Origin of the sequence: Streptomyces rubradiris (assembly GCF_016860525.1) — a bacterium.
Lineage (GTDB): Bacteria > Actinomycetota > Actinomycetes > Streptomycetales > Streptomycetaceae > Streptomyces > Streptomyces rubradiris.
Genome location: NZ_BNEA01000007.1, coordinates 620052 through 639228 on the forward strand (window position 1 = coordinate 620052; position 19177 = coordinate 639228).

Annotated in this window: 14 protein-coding genes and 1 pseudogene; 7 read left to right on the forward strand and 8 right to left on the reverse strand. The window is 73.4% G+C overall.

The genetic code is table 11. The features are described 5' to 3' along the window. Positions 1–173: 173 nt before the first annotated feature. Positions 174–1256, reverse strand: coding sequence for a PP2C family protein-serine/threonine phosphatase (locus Srubr_RS12100; protein ID WP_189991852.1), 1083 nt, complete (start codon positions 1254–1256; stop codon positions 174–176). Between the two features lie 387 nt (positions 1257–1643). On the opposite strand from Srubr_RS12100, the gene Srubr_RS12105 reads away from it, so the two are divergent. The 3 genes and pseudogenes from Srubr_RS12105 (at position 1644) to Srubr_RS41385 (ending at position 5271) form a co-directional block, all read left to right on the forward strand. After that, positions 1644–4430 carry a SpoIIE family protein phosphatase gene (locus Srubr_RS12105; RefSeq protein WP_189991518.1) on the forward strand — a complete coding sequence of 929 codons (2787 nt, stop codon included), beginning with the start codon at positions 1644–1646 and terminating at the stop codon, positions 4428–4430. Between the two features lie 134 nt (positions 4431–4564). Continuing rightward, positions 4565–5135, forward strand: a pseudogene (locus tag Srubr_RS12110) (GntR family transcriptional regulator); the annotation flags it as partial. Positions 5136–5142: 7 nt separating this feature from the next. Next, entirely contained in the window at positions 5143–5271 is a 129-nt protein-coding gene (locus Srubr_RS41385) for a hypothetical protein (protein ID WP_268257563.1), read from the forward strand. A 2-nt stretch (positions 5272–5273) separates the two neighbouring features. On the opposite strand, the gene Srubr_RS12115 is transcribed toward Srubr_RS41385, so the two are convergent. Then, the gene (locus Srubr_RS12115; RefSeq protein WP_189991519.1) at positions 5274–5900 is read right to left on the reverse strand and encodes a TetR/AcrR family transcriptional regulator C-terminal domain-containing protein; all 627 of its coding nucleotides are present in this window, start codon (positions 5898–5900) and stop codon (positions 5274–5276) included. A gap of 55 nt (positions 5901–5955) precedes the next feature. On the opposite strand from Srubr_RS12115, the gene Srubr_RS12120 reads away from it, so the two are divergent. The 4 genes from Srubr_RS12120 (at position 5956) to Srubr_RS12135 (ending at position 11639) form a co-directional block, all read left to right on the forward strand. Continuing rightward, a complete protein-coding gene (locus tag Srubr_RS12120; protein ID WP_189991521.1) occupies positions 5956–7395 on the forward strand; it encodes an FAD-dependent monooxygenase in 1440 nt (479 codons plus the stop codon). Positions 7396–7569: 174 nt separating this feature from the next. Further along, positions 7570–8787 carry a glycosyltransferase gene (locus Srubr_RS12125; protein ID WP_189991524.1) on the forward strand — a complete coding sequence of 406 codons (1218 nt, stop codon included), beginning with the start codon at positions 7570–7572 and terminating at the stop codon, positions 8785–8787. 108 nt (positions 8788–8895) lie between these two features. After that, on the forward strand, positions 8896–11067 hold the full coding sequence (gene helR / locus Srubr_RS12130; protein WP_189991526.1) for an RNA polymerase recycling motor ATPase HelR: 2172 nt from the start codon (positions 8896–8898) through the stop codon (positions 11065–11067). A gap of 59 nt (positions 11068–11126) precedes the next feature. Beyond that, a complete protein-coding gene (locus tag Srubr_RS12135; RefSeq protein WP_189991527.1) occupies positions 11127–11639 on the forward strand; it encodes a GNAT family N-acetyltransferase in 513 nt (170 codons plus the stop codon). A 108-nt stretch (positions 11640–11747) separates the two neighbouring features. On the opposite strand, the gene Srubr_RS12140 is transcribed toward Srubr_RS12135, so the two are convergent. From Srubr_RS12140 to Srubr_RS12165, 6 genes are all read right to left on the reverse strand, one after another. Further along, positions 11748–12431 (reverse strand): response regulator, encoded by a 684-nt coding sequence (locus tag Srubr_RS12140; RefSeq protein WP_189991529.1) that lies wholly within the window; start codon positions 12429–12431, stop codon positions 11748–11750. Between the two features lie 91 nt (positions 12432–12522). Beyond that, the gene (locus Srubr_RS12145; RefSeq protein WP_189991531.1) at positions 12523–13155 is read right to left on the reverse strand and encodes a potassium-transporting ATPase subunit C; all 633 of its coding nucleotides are present in this window, start codon (positions 13153–13155) and stop codon (positions 12523–12525) included. Positions 13156–13160: 5 nt separating this feature from the next. Then, complete coding sequence (gene kdpB / locus Srubr_RS12150; RefSeq protein WP_189991533.1) at positions 13161–15290, reverse strand: potassium-transporting ATPase subunit KdpB; 2130 nt, start codon at positions 15288–15290, stop codon at positions 13161–13163. Then, positions 15290–16951, reverse strand: a complete 1662-nt coding sequence (gene kdpA, locus Srubr_RS12155) for a potassium-transporting ATPase subunit KdpA (protein WP_189991535.1) — start codon at positions 16949–16951, stop codon at positions 15290–15292. The genes kdpB and kdpA overlap by 1 nt, the downstream gene beginning before the upstream one ends. Before the next feature lie 8 nt (positions 16952–16959). After that, the gene (gene kdpF / locus Srubr_RS12160; protein ID WP_189991537.1) at positions 16960–17049 is read right to left on the reverse strand and encodes a K(+)-transporting ATPase subunit F; all 90 of its coding nucleotides are present in this window, start codon (positions 17047–17049) and stop codon (positions 16960–16962) included. A 263-nt stretch (positions 17050–17312) separates the two neighbouring features. Then, complete coding sequence (locus Srubr_RS12165; RefSeq protein WP_189991539.1) at positions 17313–19154, reverse strand: APC family permease; 1842 nt, start codon at positions 19152–19154, stop codon at positions 17313–17315. Positions 19155–19177 lie beyond the last annotated feature (23 nt).

The following is a 19177-nucleotide window of genomic DNA, read 5'->3' on the forward strand; positions in this document are numbered from 1 at the left end:
CTCCTGTTTCACCACTCGACCTGTCATGTGCAATCGCCGTCCACCACAAGAAAAAAAGCGAATACCATTCTTTCGCTTCCAAGAGACACCATGCCGCCCCACCGGGGCCCGGGTCTGGGGAATTCCAGGGGGAACCCTCACAGGACGTCCACGACAGCCGCACAGGGCCCGTGTCAGGGGCCGGCCGGGTCGCCGTCGGGGAGGCAGACCGCGAGCGCCGCGATGTCGTCCTGGAGGCGGTCGCCGCTGTAGGCCAGCAGGTCGTGGTGGAGCTGTTCCAGGAGCCGCTGGGGCGGGAGGGAACGCCAGGCGCGCAGGCGCTCCAGGAGCGGGTAGAAGGAGCCGTCCGGGTCGCGGGTCTCGGTGATGCCGTCCGTGTACAGCAGCAGCTGGTCGCCGGGGCGGAAGGAGTACTCCTCGACGTGGTACGGCTCCCCGGCCAGCACCCCGAGGTTGAGCGGCGGGGCCGACCGTCCGCGGTCCAGTTCGCGGACCTCACCGCAGCGGATGCGGACGGGCGGCGGATGGCCGCAGTTGACCACGCGCAGCACCGGCTCCCCGGCGGGGATCTCCACGAAGACGGCGGTCACGAACCGTTCGCCCACCTCGTTCCCGCCCAGCAGGGCCGCCCTGCGGTCCATGCTGGTCTCCACGCGGTCGGCCAGCGCGGGCAGCGCGGGCTCGTCGTGCGCCGCCTCGCGGAACGCGCCGAGCAGGGCCGCGGCGGTCTCCACCGCGAGCAGTCCCTTGCCCCGTACGTCGCCGATGAGCAGCCGGGTGCCGTACCGGGTGGGGACGGCCTCGTAGAGGTCCCCGCCGATGCGCGCCTCCGCCGCGGCGGACAGGTAGAGACTGTCCAGGAGGAGGTCGCCGATCCGGTGCGGAACCGGCCGGAGCAGCACCCGCTGGGCGATGTCGGCCACGAAGCGCACGTCGGCGAGGGTGCGCTCGCGGTGTGTGCGGTGCGCGGCCAGGATGGTGCCGAGGACGCCCACCAGGGTCGTGCAGACGTAGGAGGCCACGTAGTAGCGGTCCCACAGGTATCCGACGGGCCGGCCGGCGCAGCACGGGGTGCCGGCCAGGACGCCCTCCAGGAGGACGGCGAACACGGTGGCACCGGCGACGGCCACCGGACCGTAGGCGAACGCGGTCACCAGGGGCAGGGCGATCAGCACGAAGCTCACCGGCCACTCGACGGGGGTCGCGGGCTCCAGCAGCAGGACGGCGGCGACGTACAGGACCGGCAGCCAGCGCAGCCATCCGGGAGGCGCCGGCAACCGCGTCCGCGCACCGGCGCCGTCCTCCGGCTCCCGACCGGTATGTCCAGGCTTCGGCATACGTGGTCTTCGCACACGGACTCCTGTCACAGCAGCGCACGACAAGGTCCCCAGCCTGGTGGGCCCGTGCGCGGCACACCGGCGATTGCTCCGCTCAGCGGCATGTTTCCGCCCCGGCCGGCACGAAACCCCGCACGCCCGGGACCCGGCCCGCCCGCGGCGGGCGGGCGCCGGCCGCGAGCGGCCCGGGGCGGGCCCGGCCCCGCTGCCCCCTTCACCCGCCCGGCCGACGCCGCCGCGACGACATCCCGCCCGGCCGGCGCACAGCGGTCGCCGGTCACCGAGCCGCAGTGCTAGAAAAGGGAGATGAGCGGACGTTTCCGCCGTCCAAGGGCGAAAGCGGCGCCGCCGCCCGGCACCTGGTGGGCCTCCGATCCGCCCCGTCGACGACTGCCGTGGCCGTTTCGCGGGCGCCGGATCTCGCCGTCCCTGAGTGTCCGCACCCTCGCCGCGCAGGTCTTCCTGTTCCAGGCGCTGATCATGCTGCTGCTGGTCGCGGTCGGGGCCGCCGCCCTGGTGCTGCAGGGGCTGTACGACGCCGAGCGCAGCGCCAGGGACCGGTCGCTGGCGGTGGCCGAGGCCTTCGCCCACGCCCCCGGCACGGCACAGGCACTGCGCTCGCCGGATCCGACGGCCCGGCTCCAGCAGGAAGCGGAACAGGTGCGCAAGGGCTCCGGCGTCGACTTCGTCGCCGTACTGGACGAGCACGGCGTCCGGCTGACCGACCGGGACCCCGACCTGATCGGCACCAAGGCCCAGGGGGTCGGCCGGGCGCTCCTGGGCGAGACGTTCACCGAGACCTTCCACGGCCGGCCTGCCGACGCGGTGCGCGCCCTCGTCCCCGTGACCGACCCCAGCCGGCGCGTGGTCGGCGTCGTCACCGCGGGGATCGAGTACGCGAACGTCGGCGACGTCCTCGTCCGCCAGCTGCCGGTGCTGCTCGGCACGGCGGCCGGGGCACTGCTCCTCGCGACCGGTGGCGCCGCCCTGGTCAGCCGCCGGCTGCTGCGGCAGACCCATGGGCTCGGCCCGGCCGAGATGACCCGGATGTACGAGCACCACGACGCCGTACTGCACGCCGTGCGGGAGGGGGTGCTGATCCTCGGCGGGGACGGGCGGGTGCTGCTCGCCAACGACGAGGCGCGCCGGCTGCTGGACCTCCCCCGGGACGCCGACCGGCGGCAGGTGCGGGAGCTGGGGCTGGGGCCGGGGCCGACCCGGCTGCTGGAGGCGGGCGAGGCCGCGTCCGACGAGGTCGTCCAGGCCGGGGACCGGCTGCTGGCGGTGAACATCCGGCCCACCGCCCCGTACGGCGGCGCCCCGGGGCTCGTGGCCACCTTCCGGGACACCACGGAGCTGCTGGCCCTGTCCGGGCAGGCCGAGCTGGCGCGGGGCCGGCTGTCGTTCCTGTACGAGGCGGGCATGCGGATCGGCACCACGCTCGACGTGCGGCGCACGGCCGAGGAGCTGTCGGAGGTGGCGGTGCCGCGGATGGCCGACTTCGTCACCGTGGAGCTGCTGGACTCGGTGCTGCGCGGCGAGGAGCCCACGAGCGCGGTGCGGGAGATGCGCCGTACCGCGCTGCGCGGCACGCACACCGGGCACCCGTTGCAGCCGGTGGGCGAGGTGATCCGGTTCGTGATGGCCGACACCCCGATGGCGGCGGCGCTGCGCCGGGGCAAGGCCGTCCTGGTGCAGGACCTGCGCGCCGCCCAGGACTGGCGGGCGCGGGACGCCGGCGGGGCCGAGCGGGCGCTGGACTACGGCATCCACTCGCTGATCACGGTGCCGCTGCGGGCCCGCGGGGTGGTCCTCGGCATGGCCGACTTCTGGCGGGGCGCGGGTTCTCCCCGGTTCGAGGAGGAGGACGTCGCGGTGGCCGAGGAGCTGGTCGCCCGGGCCGCCGTGGCCATCGACAACGCCCGCCGGTACGCCCGGGAGCACGAGATGGCGGTGACGCTGCAACGCAGTCTGCTGCCGGTGGGGCTGCCGGAGCAGGACGTGCTGGAGATCGCGTCGCGGTATCTGCCGGCCCGCGCGGGGGTGGGCGGCGACTGGTTCGACGTCATCCCGCTGCCCGGGTTCCGGGTGGCGCTCGTGGTCGGGGACATCGTGGGGCACGGGATGCAGGCCGCGGTGACCATGGGGCGGCTGCGCACGGCCGTGCTGAACTTCTCGTCGCTCGACCTCACCCCGGACGAGCTGCTCGGGCACCTGGACGAGATGGTGAACCGGCTGGACTCGCAGACCGCGACCGCCGACGACGACCATGTGCCGCTCACCGGTGCCACCTGCCTCTACGCCGTCTACGACCCGGTCTGCGGGCGCTGCGCCGTCTCCCGCGCCGGGCATCTGGCGCCCGCCGTGGTGGATCCGGAGGGCCGGGTGACCTTCCCGGACCTTCCGCTGTCGCCGCCCCTGGGGGTGGGCGGGCACCCCTTCGAGACCGGTGAGCTGGAGCTGCCCGAGGGCAGCCGGCTCGTCCTGTTCACCGACGGTCTGATCGAGAGCCGGGGCCGGGACGTCGACGAGGGCCTGGCGCTGCTCTCCTCGACCGTCGCGCACGCGGACCGGACACCGGAGGAGACCTGCCGCGCCCTGGTGGAGCGGATGCTGCCGGAGCGCCCCAGTGACGACGTGGCCCTGCTGGTCGCCCGGACCCGGCGGCTCAACCCCTCCTGCGTGGCGACCTGGGACGTGCCGTTCGACGTGACGGCCGTGCCCCGGGTACGGGGCGAGGTGAGCCGGCGGCTGGCCGACTGGGGGCTGGAGGAGACGGCGTTCGCGACCGAACTCATCCTCAGCGAACTGCTCACCAACGCGATCCGCTACGGCGCCCCGCCCGTGCGGGTCAGGCTGCTGCTGGGCCGCACCCTGGTCTGCGAGGTGTCGGACGGCAGCAACACCTCGCCCCGGCTGCGGCGCGCGGCCAGCACGGACGAGGGGGGCCGGGGGCTGTTCCTCGTCTCCCAGTTCGCGGACCTGTGGGGGACCCGTTACGCGGCGCGGGGGAAGGTCATCTGGGCCGAACAGTCCCTGGACCGGGTGGCGGAGCCGGATCCGTCCCTCCTGTTCGACGTCATGGGCCTGTGACCGGGGCCCGGTACGGGGGGACCGGGTGCGCTGCGTAGTGCTGCTCCAGCAGCTTTGACCGGGTGCACTGGTTTTCCCGCGACGCCCGCTGGAGCCGCCAGTCGCCGGGCGGCGGACGGACCGGAGGACCACCCATGCCCCGACAGGCGCCCTGTCTCGCGATGGCCGATGTGCTGCGCGCGCGGGTTCTCGCGGGAGAGTGGGGGGTCGGGGAGCGGCTGCCGTCCCGGGCGCGGTTCGCGCGGGCGTACGGGGTCGGGCGCAAGGTCGTTCAGCGGGGTCGTTCAGCGGGCGGTGGACCGTCTGATCATCGAGGGTCTCCTCGAAGGGCGGGCCGGTTCGGGCACCTGTGTGCGGGTACCGCGCGAACGCCTGCGGCTGGTGCGTTCCGGGCACCGGGAGCGGCGGGATGCCGCCGGTACCGGGGAGCGGGGCCGGGCCGGCGCCTGGGACGCGCACAGCGTGGTGCGTGTGCCCGCGCCCGAGGAGATCGCCGAGCGGCCGGCCATCGGCGTGGGCGACCTCTGCGTCACCACCCATGACGAGTTCCTGGCCGGGGGACAGCCCGTGCAGCTCTCCGAGTCGTGGGAGCCGATGGCCCTGACGGGCGGCACACCGGTCGTGCTGCCCGAGACGGGCCCGCTGGCGGGCAAGGGCGTGGTCGCGCGCATGCGGTCCATCGGGGTGGGTGCTGGGCGGGGTCTCGGGGTCCGTGTTCGGTGCCACGGGCACCCTGTGGACCGGGGCCGCGGGCATGACGCTGAGCGCGCTGCCCGGCCTGCTGTCCCCGCTGCGGCGTCCGGTCGCCGGTGTGGCGCCCGTGCCGCGGACGCCCGCCTGAGTTCAGCCCCGGGTGAGGATCGCGTCGACGCCGAACTCGAAGCGGGCGTCGAAGGATTCGGCGCCCAGGTGGGCCAGGGTGCGGTACAGGGCGGGGTGGGTGTCCGCGGAGACCGCCCGGACCAGGCTCCCCTCCCGGGGCCGGGCGGCGGCGGCCGACTGCTCCTCCTGGGCCAGGCCGAGCGTGAAGTAGACCAGGGCCCACATGGTCCAGGCCGCCTCGCGTTCGGCCATGCCGCCGTCGAGCAGGGCGCCGACGAGCGCCTCGGCGAAGCGCAGGGTGTGCGGCTCGGCCGGGTAGGTGCCGGTCACCAGGGCGGCGCCGTCACGGCGGGCGAGCAGGGCGCGGCGGTAGCGGCGGACGAGTTCGCGTACCCGGTCGTCCCAGGCGGCGGGCAGGCGGTCGAGCGGGGCCTCCCCGACGACGGCGTCCGCCATCAGCTCCAGCAGCCGCGCCTTGGTCTTCACATGCCACAGCACCGTGTTCATCCGGACCCCGAGCCGGTCGGCGACCGCCCGGGTGGACAGGGCGTCGAGCCCGTTCTCGTCCAGTAGTTCCAGGGCCGTACGCACCACCGCGCCGGCGTCCAGCCGGGGGCCGCGCTCCGCATCCGCTTGCTTCTTGGTCACTGACCTAGTTTACTGCACCCACGACTATTGGTCACTGACCAAGAAGGAGGCAGGCGTGGAACAGCAGGTCGTCATCGCTGGAGGAGGCCCCGTCGGGCTCTGGCTCGCCGCCGAACTGCGGCTGGGCGGGGCCACGGTCACCGTCGTGGAGGAACGCCAGGAGCCCGACCGGCGGTCCAGGGCGCTCACCGTGCACCCGCGCACCCTGGAGATCCTGGCTTCCCGGGGCGCCCACGGCCCCTTCCTGGAGGCGGGGACCCCCATCCCGAGCGGCCATTTCGGCGGGCTCGACACCCGGCTGGACTTCGGGGCGCTGGACACCCCGTTCCCGTACACCCTGGCGCTCCCGCAGGCCAGGACGGAGGAGTTCCTCCAGGAGCGTGCGCTCGCGCTCGGTGCGCGCCTCCTGCGCGGACACCGCGTCACCGGCCTGGCGCAGGCGCCAAACGCGGTGACCGTCCGCATACAGGGCCCCGAGGGGCCGTACGACCTGCGGGCCGCGTACGTCGTCGGCTGCGACGGAGTGCGCAGCACCGTCCGCACGGCGGCCGGCATCGGCTTCCCCGGCACGCCCGCCACCGTCCTGGGCTTCCTCGGGGACGTACGGCTGGACAGCCCCCCGCCGCCCGGGTTCAGTGTCTGCGGCCCGTCCGGCGGGCTGATGGCCGTCCCGCTGCCCGGCGGGACGACCCGGCTGGTCGGCATCACCCCGGACGACCTGACCGCCACCTGGCCGGGCGATCTCACCCTGGACGAGCTGCGGACCAAGGTACGGGCGATCACCGGGCGGGACTTCGGGCTGCGCGACCCCGTCTGGCTCTCCCGCTTCGGCAACGCCACCCGGCAGGCCGAGCGCTACCGCGCCGGGCGGGTACTGCTCGCCGGGGACGCCGCCCACCAGCACTTCCCCACCGGCGGGGTGGGCATGAACGTGGGCATCCAGGACGCGCACAACCTCGGCTGGAAGCTCGCGGCCGTCCTCGCCGGCCGGGCCGGCGAGGCGCTGCTGGACTCCTACCACGACGAGCGCCACCCGGTGGGCGCCCGCCTGCTGGAGAGCAGCCGCGCCCAGACCGCCCTGATGACGGCCTTCTCACCGGAAGGGCTCGCGCTGCGCGCCGAGCTGGGCGCGCTGCTGGCCGTCCAGCCGGCCCTCAACGCGACGCTGGCCGAGCGGGTCTCCGGGCTCGCCGACGGCTACCCGCCCGAAGACCCGGCCGCCCATCCGCTCACCGGCACCCGCGCCCCGGACCTGGCCGTCGAGGGCTCCGAGGGGCTGTTCTCCCTGCTGCGCCCGGGCCGCCCGCTCCTGCTCGACCTCGCCGGGGAGACACCCGCCGGGCCCTCGGCGCCGGGCACCATCCGGCACACCGGCGCCCTCCTCCGGCCGCCGGCGGCCTGGGCCGGGGTGCGTGCCGCGCTGATCCGCCCGGACGGCCATGTCGCCTGGGCCGGGACGGAACGGGACCGCACGGCTGAACAGCACGGCCACTGAGGGAAGTCGACGGAAGCCGGGGAAACCCGGGGGAGAAAAGACAAAGGCAAGGAGGTCACCCGCTCCTTGCCACTCTCAACTTATAGCGCACAGGGGGCCTTGCGGCAAGGCCCCCGTCGTACCGCAGAATCGTCGGCCTGAGCCGGGAAGCCGCCGAAATGGGAGTTCTGCGAAGTGCGTGTGCTGTTGTCTACCTATGGGTCACGTGGGGACGTGGAACCGCTGGCCGGGCTCGCGGTCCGGTTGCGCGAACAGGGCGCGGAGGTACGGGTGTGCGCGCCGCCGGACGAGGACTTCGCCCGGCGGCTTGCCGACGCCGGCGTGCCGTTGGTGCCGGTCGGCCCCTCGGCCCGCGCGCTGACCCGGGCGGCGCCGGCCCCCGCCTCCCTGCCCGAGCGCGCGGCCCAGCTGATCGCCGGTCAGCTCGGGCCGGTCACCGAGGCGGCCGAGGGCTGCGACGTGCTGGTGGCGACCGGTGCGCTGCCCGCCGCCGCGGGCGCGCTGTCGGTGGCCGAGAAACTGGGCATCCCCTCGGTGTCCGTCACCTTCCAGCAGCTCACCCTGCCCGCGCCGCACCGCCGGCCGCTGGCGTATCCGGGCCGCCCGTTCCCGCCGGAGGTGACCGACCACAAGGCGCTGTGGGAACTGGACGCCCAGAACATCGACGCCCTGTTCCGCGAGGCGCTCAACACCAACCGGGCGTCCCTCGGCCTGCCGCCGGTGGACGACGTCCGCGCCTACGTCGTCGGCGAGCGGCCCTGGCTGGCGAGCGATCCCTTCCTGGACCCGTGGCATGAGACCGCGGACCTCGACGTCGTACAGACCGGCGCGTGGATCCTGCCCGACACGCGTCCGCTCCCCGCCGACCTGGTGGCGTTCCTCGACGCCGGCGCCCCGCCGGTCTACGTGGGCTTCGGCAGCATGCCCCTGCACGCGGCGGCGGACATGGCCCGGGTCGCCGTCGAGGCGGTCCGCGCGCAGGGCCGCCGCATGGTCCTGGCGCGCGGCTGGGCGGAGCTGTCCCCCGGCGGCGACCGGGACGACTGCTTCGAGGTCGGGGAGGTCAACCAGCAGGCGCTGTTCGCCCGGGTGGCCGCCGTCGTGCACCACGGCGGCGCGGGCACCACGACGACGGCCGCCCGGGCCGGAGCGGCCCAGGTGGTGGTGGCGCAGGCGGCGGACCAGCCGTACTGGGCGGGCCGGGTCGCCGAACTCGGCATCGGCGCAGCCCACGACGGCCCCGCCCCCACCGTCGCCTCGCTGTCGGCGGCGCTCCGCACGGCACTCGCCCCCGGGACCCGCGCGCGGGCGACCTCGGTGGCGGGCCGGGTCCGCGCGGACGGCGCGTCGGTGGCGGCGCGACTGCTGCTCGACGCGGCGACTACCAGCTGACAGCACCGGTCCAGCCGGGACGACTGCCCCTCCCTGCTGCCGAACCGTCGGCCCCGATGCCCCTCTACCCCTACCCGGCCAACTCGCGGCCTCATCGGAGACAACCACGTGACACCCCACCTGACCACCAGTGCCTTCGACCTCCCCGACCGGCTGTCCGCCAAGGCCGATCCGGCGCTGATCGCCGACGACGAGCGGCACTTCGCGGCGATCGCGGAGTGTCTCGAACAGTCCGTCGCCGAACTGTCCGGCCGTCTCGACGCCGAACGCAGGGCGCCCGGCGGCACCGGCCGGCAGGCGATGGACCGGGACGCGGAGATCCACCGGCTGACCGCCCGGCTGCGCACGCTGCGCCGCTTCGGCCTGGACCTGTGCCTGGGGCGCATGGTCACCGCGGACGACCCCGAGCCGGTGTACGTCGGACGGCTCGGCCTCACCGACAGCACGGGCCGGCGGCTGCTGGTCGACTGGCGCTCCCCCGCGGCCGAGCCGTTCTTCGGGGCCACCCACGCCAACCCGATGGGCCTGGCGAGCCGCCGCCGGTACCGCTGGACGAACGGCCGGATCGGCGACTACTGGGACGAGGTGTTCACCGCCGAGGGCCTGGTGGGGCACGCCGCGCTGGACGACCAGTCCGCGTTCATCGCCGGTCTCGGCGGCAGCCGTTCGGCGCGGATGCGGGATGTGCTCGGCACCATCCAGGCCGACCAGGACGCCGTCATCCGGGCGGACTCCCGGGGCGCGCTCGTCGTGGACGGCGGCCCGGGCACCGGCAAGACGGTCGTCGCCCTGCACCGTTCCGCCTACCTCCTGTACGCCGATCCCCGGCTCGGCCGCCGCCGGGGCAGGGTGCTGTTCGTCGGCCCGCACCGGCCGTACCTGTCCTACGTATCCGACGTGCTGCCCGGCCTCGGCGAGGAGGGCGTGCAGACCTGCACGCTGCGGGACCTCGTCGCCGAGGGAGCGGAAGCGGTGCCCGAGACCGACCCGGAGGTGGCCCGGCTGAAGTCGTCCGCGCGGATGGTGCGGGCCATCGAGACGGCCGTGAGGTTCTACGAGGAGCCGCCCGCCGAGGGGATGACGGTCACCACCCCGTGGTCCGACATCAGGCTGACCGCCGAGGACTGGGCGGCGGCGTTCGACGCGGCGGAACCGGGCACACCGCACAACGAGGCCCGCGAGCAGGTGCTGGAGGAGCTGCTGACGATCCTTCAGGACAAGCACGACGGCGATGTCCCGCCCGAGTTGCTGCGCAGGTCGCTGCGGGCGAACCGGGAGCTGCTGGCGGCCCTGGACCGGGCGTGGCCGCTGCTGGAGGCGGCCGACCTGGTCGGGGACCTGTGGACGGTGCCCGCCTATCTGCGGCTGTGCGCGCCCTGGCTCGACCGCGACGAGGTCCGCCGGTTGCGGCGCGCGGACGCCCGGGCCTGGACGGTGTCGGACCTGCCGCTGCTGGACGCGGCACGGCAGCGGCTCGGCGACCCGGACGCGGCGCGGCGCGAGCGCCGGCGCGCGACGGTCCTCGCGGCGCAGCGGGAGCGCATGACGCAGGTCGTCGACAACCTGATAGAGGCCGTGGCGTCCTCCGGGGCGGACGGGGACGACGGTGAGGGCCTGGTGCGGATGCTGCGCGGCGAGGACGCGCAGGTCAGCCTGGTGGACGAGGCCGAACTGCCCGCCGCCGACCCCGACCTGCTCGCCGGGCCGTTCGCGCACGTCGTGGTGGACGAGGCGCAGGAACTGACCGACGCCGAATGGCAGATGCTGCTCCAGCGGTGCCCGTCCAGGAGCTTCACCATCGTCGGGGACCGGGCGCAGGCCAGGCACGGGTTCACCGAGTCGTGGCGGGAGCGGCTGGAGCGGGTCGGGTTCGACCGGATCCGGCTGGCCTCGCTGAGCGTGAACTACCGGACTCCGCAGGAGGTCATGGCCGAGGCCGAGCCGGTCATCCGGGCCGCCCTGCCGGACGCCAACGTGCCCGTGTCCGTGCGTCGCAGCGGTGTGCCCGTGGTCCACGGGTCGGTCGCGGACCTGCGCCGGGTCCTGGACACCTGGCTCGCCGCACACGCGGACGGGATCGCCTGCGTCATCGGCGACCTCACGTTCCCGGCGACGCCCCGGGTCCGCTCGCTGCCCCCGGAGCTGACGAAGGGGCTCGAATTCGACCTGGTCGTCCTGGTCGACCCGGACCGCTTCGGCACGGGTGTCCAGGGAGCGGTGGACCGCTACGTCGCCATGACCCGGGCCACCGGCCAACTGGTCCTCCTCACCGGCCCGTGACGCCGTTCCGGCACCACCACCGGGCACGCGACGACCCTGACGCGACGGAGCAGGAGCTTGTGCGGTTGCGCGACGTGTCACCGGGTGATGTCGACGCCTGTGTCCGGATGCGGTGCGATCCCGTGATGACGGCCGGCCTCGGCGGGCCCCTGCCCCGCGAGGGGATGGCGGACAAGGTCGGGCGGGACGTCCGGCAGGTGGCGGCCGGTCTGGCGTGGATCACGATGATCGTCCCGGACCCGGACCGTCCCGGCGTGGTGGAGGGCACGGTGACGATCTGGTCCCACGACACCGGCGACGGGCCGCTCACGGAGATCGGGTGGATGGTGCTGCCGGAGTTCCAGGGGCGCGGGCTCGGCAGGCGTGCCGTGCGGGCGCTGCTGGAGCAGGCCAGGGACCAGGACCGGTGGGGCGTGGTGCACGCTTTCCCGGCGATCGGCAACGCGGCGTCGAACGGCGTCTGCCGGTCCGTCGGCTTCCGGTTCCGGGGGGAGACCGAGGTGGACTTCGCGGGCCGGGTGATCCGGACCCCTCACCGGGCCATCGATCCGCGGACGGACCTGGACCGATGACGCCGACGAGCCCGGTCACCCGCGGGGAACGGGACCGGCGGGTGTCCGGCCGGCCGGGGAATCCGCCGGCCCGGCGATGCCCGAGGTCCGGTGCCGTGGGCGGCGGGTTCAGCCTTCGAAGCGGTAGCCCATGCCCGGTTCGGTGATCAGATAGCGGGGGTGGGAGGGGTCGGTCTCCAGTTTGCGGCGCAGCTGGGCCATGTAGACGCGCAGGTAGTTGCTCTTGTCGCTGCGCGAGACCCCCCAGACCTCCTGGAGAAGCTGCTTCTGTGTGACGAGCCGGCCGGGGCGGGTGACGAGGATCTCCAGCAGATGCCATTCGGTGGGGGTGAGGCGGACCTCCCGGCCGTCGCGTACGGCCTTCTTCGCGGACAGGTCGATGGTGAACGCCTCCGTCTCCACCACGGTCTGCTCCGGAACCGGCGGTGCCTCGCCGGTGCGGCGGACGGCGGCCCGTAACCGGGCGAGCAGCTCGTCCATGCTGAACGGCTTGGTGACGTAGTCGTCGGCGCCGGCGTCCAGCGCGGCGACCTTCTCGTCCGATGCCTGCCGGGCGGACAGGACCAGGACGGGGACGCGGGTCCAGCCGCGCAGGGCCCTGAGCACGTCGACGCCGTCCATGTCGGGCAGGCCGAGGTCCAGCAGCACGATGTCGGGCCGCTGGGCGGCCGCGAGGCGGAGCGCGGTGACTCCGTCGGGGGCCGCGTCGACGCCGTACCGGCGGGCCTGGAGGTTGATCACGAGGGCCCGTACGAGCTGCGGGTCGTCCTCCACGACGAGGACCCGGGTCATGGGTGTGCACCTTTCCTGTCAGGGCCGCGGGAGCCGGCGGCACCGGGCCGCGCCGTGGTGCCGCCGGCTCCCGCGCGGTCGCGCGAGGCCGTCACCGCCTGGCCGCGAGGTCCTTGAGCGCGATGTTCAACTCCAGTACGTTCACGCGCGGTTCGCCGATGAATCCCAGCGTGCGCCCCTCGGTGTGGTCCGCGACCAGCTCGCGTACCGCGGCGACGGGCAGGTGGTTGCGCTCGGCGACCCGGCGCACCTGGAGTGCGGCGTAGGCCGGGGAGATGTCCGGGTCCAGGCCGGAGCCGGAGGAGGTGACGGCGTCGGCGGGGACGTCCGAGGGGCTGACCGGGTGACCGGGCACCGAGTTGTCCCGGACGACCTTGGCCTTGGCGTCCTCGACCTGCCGGAGCAGGTCCTTGTTGTCGGCGGCGAGGTTGGTCGCCCCGGACACCAGCAGCCGGTACTGGGTGTTGACCGAGTTCTCGGCCAGTCCCTGTGCCGGGCGGGGCTGGAAGTACCGGAGGCTGTAGCCCTGTTGTCCGATCACTGAGGAGCCGACGACCTTGCCGTCCGCCTTGATCTCGGAACCGTTCGCCGCGCTGTGGAAGAGCGCCTGGGCCACACCTGTGACGGCCAGCGGATACAGGACGCCTGTGAGCACGGTCAGCACCAGCAGTGCGCGCAGGCCCGCGCCGAGCAGACGGCCGGTGTTCACAACGGAGTTCTTCATGTCCTTCACGCGATCCCGGGGATCAGAGAGACGAGCAGGTCGATGAGCTTGATGCCGGCGAACGGCGCGATCAGGCCGCCGACGCCGTAGATCCCGAGGTTGCGGCGCAGCATCCGGTCCGCGCTCATCGGCCGGTACCGCACGCCCTTCAGGGACAGCGGCACCAGCGCGACGATGATCAGCGCGTTGAAGACGACCGCCGACAGGATCGCGGAGTCCGGGGAGGACAGGCGCATGATGTTCAGCTTGTCCAGGCCCGGGTAGACCGCCGCGAACAGCGCCGGGATGATCGCGAAGTACTTCGCCACGTCGTTGGCGATGGAGAACGTCGTCAACGCGCCCCTGGTGATGAGGAGTTGTTTGCCGATCTCCACGATCTCGATCAGCTTGGTCGGGTTGGAGTCGAGGTCGACCATGTTGCCGGCCTCCTTGGCGGCCGACGTGCCGGTGTTCATGGCCACGCCGACGTCCGCCTGCGCGAGGGCCGGCGCGTCGTTGGTGCCGTCGCCGGTCATCGCGACCAGCCTGCCGCCCGCCTGCTCCCGTTTGATGAGGGCCATCTTGTCCTCGGGGGTGGCCTCGGCGAGGAAGTCGTCCACGCCCGCCTCCTCGGCGATGGCCTTGGCGGTCAGCGGGTTGTCACCCGTGATCATGACCGTTCGGATGCCCATGCGGCGCAGTTCCTCGAACCGTTCCCGCATGCCCTCCTTGACGACGTCCTTGAGGTGGATGACGCCGAGCACCCGGGCACCGTCGGCGTCCTCCACCGCGACCAGCAGCGGGGTGCCGCCGGCCGCGGAGATCCGGTCGGCGATCCGGTCCGCGTCCCGCGCCACCTGGCCGCCCCGTTCCTCCACCCAGGCGATGACCGAGGCGGTGGCGCCCTTGCGGACCCTGCGGCCGTCGACGTCCACGCCCGACATGCGGGTCTGCGCGGTGAAGGCGACCCATTCGGCGCCGACGAGTTCACCCCGGTGCCGTTCCCGCAGCCCGTACTTCTCCTTCGCCAGGACGACGACGGAGCGGCCCTCGGGGGTCTCGTCGGCCAGCGACGACAGCTGGGCGGCGTCGGCGACCTCGGCCTCGGTCGTACCGCGCACCGGCACGAACTCGGCGGCCTGCCGGTTGCCGAGGGTGATGGTGCCGGTCTTGTCGAGCAGCAGCGTCGAGACGTCACCGGCGGCCTCGACCGCACGCCCCGACATGGCCAGCACGTTGCGCTGCACCAGGCGGTCCATGCCCGCAATGCCGATGGCGGAGAGCAGGGCGCCGATCGTGGTCGGGATCAGGCAGACCAGCAGGGCGACCAGCACCACCATCGTCAGATGGGTGCCGGCGTGGTCGGCGAACGGCGGCAGGGTGGCGCAGGCCAGCAGGAAGACGATGGTCAGCGAGGCCAGCAGGATGTTCAGCGCGATCTCGTTCGGGGTCTTCTGCCGGGCCGCACCCTCCACGAGGCCGATCATCCGGTCGATGAAGGTCTCCCCGGGCCGGGTGGTGATCCTGACGACGATCCGGTCCGACAGCACCTTCGTGCCGCCCGTGACGGCGCTGCGGTCGCCGCCGGACTCGCGGATGACCGGCGCGGACTCGCCGGTGATGGCCGACTCGTCCACGGACGCGACGCCCTCCACGACGTCCCCGTCACCGGGGATGACGTCCCCGGCCTCGCAGACCACCAGGTCGCCGACGGTCAGCCCGGTCCCGGGGACCCGCTCCTCGGAGCCGTCCGGCAGCAGCCGCCGGGCGACGGTGTCGGTCTTGGCCTTGCGCAGGGTGTCGGCCTGGGCCTTGCCCCGGCCCTCGGCGACCGCCTCCGCCAGATTGGCGAAGAGCACGGTCAGCCACAGCCAGGCGCTGATGGTCCAGCCGAACCAGTCGCCGGGGTCCTTGAGGGAGAAGACCGTGGTCAGCACCGAGCCGATCCACACCACGAACATCACGGGAGACTTGACCATCACCCGCGGGTCGAGCTTGCGGAAGGCGTCCGGCAGCGACTTGACGAGCTGCCGGGGGTCGAAGAGGCCCGCTCGGACGCGGCCTTCGGCCGTCTGGTGCCCCGTCGGTGTGTCGTGGTGGGGCGCGAGGGTGGGAGTGGACATCGAGTCCTCTTGCTTGTGTACGTCGGTGCTCATCACGCCAGGCCCTCCGCGAGCGGGCCCAGTGCCAGGGCCGGGAAGTAGGTGAGACCGGTGATGATCAGGATGGCGCCCACCAGCAGGCCGGTGAACAACGGCTTCTCGGTGCGCAGGGTGCCCGCCGTCACCGGGACGGGCCGCTGCCCGGCCAGCGAGCCGGCGAGTGCCAGCACGAACACCATCGGCAGGAAACGGCCGAGCAGCATGGCGAGTCCGGTCGTGGTGTTGAACCAGTCGGTGTTCGCGTTCAGGCCGGCGAAGGCCGAGCCGTTGTTGTTCGACGCCGAGGTGAACGCGTAGAGGACCTCGGAGAACCCGTGCGCGCCCGGGTTGAGCATCGAGTGCGGCGGGGTCGGCAGGGCGAGGGAGGCCGCGGTGAAGACCAGGACCAGCGCCGGGGTGACGAGGATGTAGCAGGCGGCCAGCTTCATCTCGCGGGCGCCGATCTTCTTGCCCAGGTACTCGGGTGTCCGGCCGACCATCAGGCCGGCGATGAACACCGCGATCACCGCCATGATCAGCATGCCGTACAGGCCGGAGCCGACACCGCCGGGCGCGATCTCGCCCAGCATCATGCCGAGCATCGTGATGCCGCCGCCCAGGCCGGTGAAGGAGGAGTGGAAGGAGTCCACCGCACCGGTCGACGTGAGTGTGGTCGTCACCGCGAAGAGCGAGGAGCCGCCGATGCCGAAGCGGACCTCCTTGCCCTCCATGGCCCCGCCGGCGGCCTGGAGCGCCGGGCCGTGGTGGGCGAACTCGGTCCACATCATCAGCGCCACGAAGCCCAGCCAGATGCCGGCCATGGTGCCGAGGATCGCGTAGCCCTGCCTGACGTTGCCGACCAGTACGCCGAAGGTGCGGGTCAGCGAGAAGGGGATCACCAGGATGAGGAAGATCTCCAGCAGGTTCGTGAACGGGGTCGGGTTCTCGAACGGGTGGGCGCTGTTGGCGTTGGCGACGCCGCCGCCGTTGGTGCCCAGTTCCTTGATGGCCTCCTGCGAGGCGTAGGCGCCGCCGCCCCACTGCTGCCGGCCGCCCATGAACTGCCCGACCTCGTGGACGCCGGAGAAGTTCTGCAGCGCTCCGCACGCCACCAGCACCACGGCGGCGAGCGCGGCGATGGGCAGCAGGATGCGCAGGGTGCCGCGCACCAGGTCGGCCCAGAAGTTGCCGAGTTCACCGGAGCGCGACCGGGAGAAGCCGCGCACGAGCGCCACCGCCACCGCCATGCCGACGGCGGCCGACACGAAGTTCTGCACGGCCAGGCCGGCGGTCTGCACGACGTGGCCCATGGTCTGCTCGCCGGCGTACGACTGCCAGTTGGTGTTGGTCACGAACGAGACGGCCGTGTTGAACGACTGCGCCGGGCTGACCGAGGCGAAGCCGAACGAGCCGGGCAGGACGCCCTGGAGCCGCTGGAGCAGATAGAGGAAGAGGACACCGGCGAGCGAGAAGGCCAGCACACCGCGCAGATACGCGGGCCAGGTCATCTGGGTGTCGGGGTCGGCGCCGATGCCCCGGTAGATCCACCTCTCCGCCCGCAGGTGCTTCTTCGAGGAGTAGACCCGGGCCATGTAGTTGCCGAAGGGAATGTGGACGAGCGCCAGCACGCCCACCAGGGCGAGCAGTTGCAGCACGCCTGCCAGTACGGGACCCATGTGCGCGCTCAGAACCTCTCCGGGAAGATCAGGGCGAGGACGAGGTAGCCCAGCAGGGCGACGGCCACGATCAGGCCGGCGATGTTCTCGGCGGTCACAGCTTCGTCACCCCCTTGGCGACGAGAGCCACCAGCGCGAAACCGGCGAGCATGGTGAGGACGAAGGCCAGATCGGCCATCGCGAACTCCTGGAGTGAGGTTCGGTGAAACGGACGAGTACGAGGAAAGCGCCTCTCTGGCCGGATACGGCCGCTCGTTGACGCCTCTCTTACGGCCTCGCCCGCGTCTTTGACGGTTCTCTTACGGCTACCGGTCGGTTCCGACGGCCGGACGCGTGCCTTCCCGGGCGGACGGGGGTTCCGTCAGACCGGCCGGAACCTCAGGCGGCAGATCACCGCGTCCGTCTCCCGGCGCACGGCGTGCGCGACGACCGCGCCCCGCTGGTTCTGCAGCAGCCGCTGCCACGGCCGCTCCGGCTCGGTCTCCGGGATCAGCACGGTGACCCGGGTGCCGGGCTCGGCGGCGGCCGTCTGACGGACGTAGGCGGCGATCGGCCGGCCGAGGCCGCGCCGGGCGCAGTTCAGCCGCACCAGCGGCACCCCGGGGTCCCACGCGGCCCAGGACCGCTCCAGGGCGTGCAGCGCGGCGCGGTCCTCCGGGTCGGGGTGGCAGACGGTCACGGCCCGGACCTCGTCGCCCAGGGAGGCGGCGGCCGTGAGCGCCTCGGAGGTCAGCCGGGACAGCGAGGACACCGGGACGATCACCAGCGAGCGCTCGCGGTGCGGGGGCTCCGGGACGCGGCCGAGACCGAGCCGCTCGCCGATGCGGTCGTAGGCCCGGCGCACGGCGACGAAGGCGGCGACCAGCAGGGGCAGCGCCACGACCACCAGCCAGGCGCCCGCGGTGAACTTGCTCGCGGTGACCACGGCGGCCGAGACGCCGGTGAGCAGCGCGCCCAGGCCGTTGAGCAGGGCCTTCCCGCGCCACCCGGGTCCCCGTTCCAGACGCCAGTGCCGGACCATGCCCACCTGGGCGACGGTGAAGCCGACGAAGACCCCGATCGCGAACAGCGGCACCAGGGTGTTGGTGTCACCGCCCGAGAAGACCAGCAGGCCCGCCGAGACCGCGGCGAGGGCGAGGACCCCGTGCCGGTGCACCTGCCGGTCGGCCTTGAGCGCGAAGACGTGCGGCAGGTAGTTGTCCCGGGCGAGCAGCTTCAGCAGCACCGGCAGGCCGCCGAAGGAGGTGTTCGCGGACAGCGCCAGCAGGATCATGGTGGCGAACTGGATGACGTAGAAAGCCCCGTTGTGGCCGAGGGAGGCGTCCGCGAGCTGGGCGAGGACCGTCACGCCCGCGACCGGCTGGAGGTGGAAGCGGCCGATCAGCACGGCCAGGCCGATCAGCATCAGGCCGAGGACGGCGCCGAGGGCGGCCTCCGCGCGCTGCGCGCGCCGCACTCGGGGGACGCGGAAGGCGGGCACGGCGTTGGCGATGGCCTCGACACCGGTCAGGGCGCTGCACCCGGAGGCGAAGGCCTTGAGCAGGAGCAGCGCCCCGACCCCGCCGGCGTTGTCCGCGACCACCGAGGCATGACCGGCCGCGGTCGCCGTACTGACCGGGGCGGACCGGAACAGCCCCACGGCGATCACCGCGAAGACGGCGCCCACGAAGACGACGGTCGGCACGATGAACGCCTTCGCCGACTCCGCGATCCCGCGCAGGTTGACGCCCGTGACCAGGGCGAGCACGGCGAGGCACAGCCACAGCCGGGCGCCGTACAGGGCGGGGAAGGCGGAGGTCAGCGCGGCCACGCCCGCCGTGACGGCGACGGCCACGTTCAGCACGTAGTCCAGGACCAGCGAGGCGGCGGCCACCAGGCTGGTGCGGGTGCCCAGGTGCGCCTTGGCCACGGCGTAGGAGCCGCCGCCGTCGGGGAAGGCCGCGATCACCTGCCGGTAGGAGGCGACGAGTACGGCGAGCAGCGCGGCGATGGCCAGGGTGACGGGCAGGGTGAACCCCAGGCCCCGGGCGCCCGCGGCGGCGAGCACCAGGGCGATGGCCTCCGGGCCGTACGCCACGGAGGCCATGGCGTCCAGCGACAGCGCGGCCAGGCCGGTGACGGCGGTCAGGCGGTGCCGTTCGCCGGTGTCGGGCGGCTCCTCGCCGGCGGGGGCGGCGCCGGGCCCGGTGGTCAGGACGGACATGGGTGCGTGCTCCTTCGTTCTTC

What these genes read in the sequence shown, in the direction of transcription:
- kdpA (WP_189991535.1), bottom strand. Translation starts at nt 16,951, where the DNA reads ATGGGTCCCGTACTGGCAGGCGTGCTGCAACTGCTCGCCCTGGTGGGC.
- kdpB (WP_189991533.1), bottom strand. Translation starts at nt 15,290, where the DNA reads ATGAGCACCGACGTACACAAGCAAGAGGACTCGATGTCCACTCCCACC.
- Srubr_RS12165 (WP_189991539.1), bottom strand. Translation starts at nt 19,154, where the DNA reads ATGTCCGTCCTGACCACCGGGCCCGGCGCCGCCCCCGCCGGCGAGGAG.
- Srubr_RS12105 (WP_189991518.1), top strand. Translation starts at nt 1,644, where the DNA reads ATGAGCGGACGTTTCCGCCGTCCAAGGGCGAAAGCGGCGCCGCCGCCC.
- Srubr_RS12140 (WP_189991529.1), bottom strand. Translation starts at nt 12,431, where the DNA reads ATGACCCGGGTCCTCGTCGTGGAGGACGACCCGCAGCTCGTACGGGCC.
- Srubr_RS12145 (WP_189991531.1), bottom strand. Translation starts at nt 13,155, where the DNA reads ATGAAGAACTCCGTTGTGAACACCGGCCGTCTGCTCGGCGCGGGCCTG.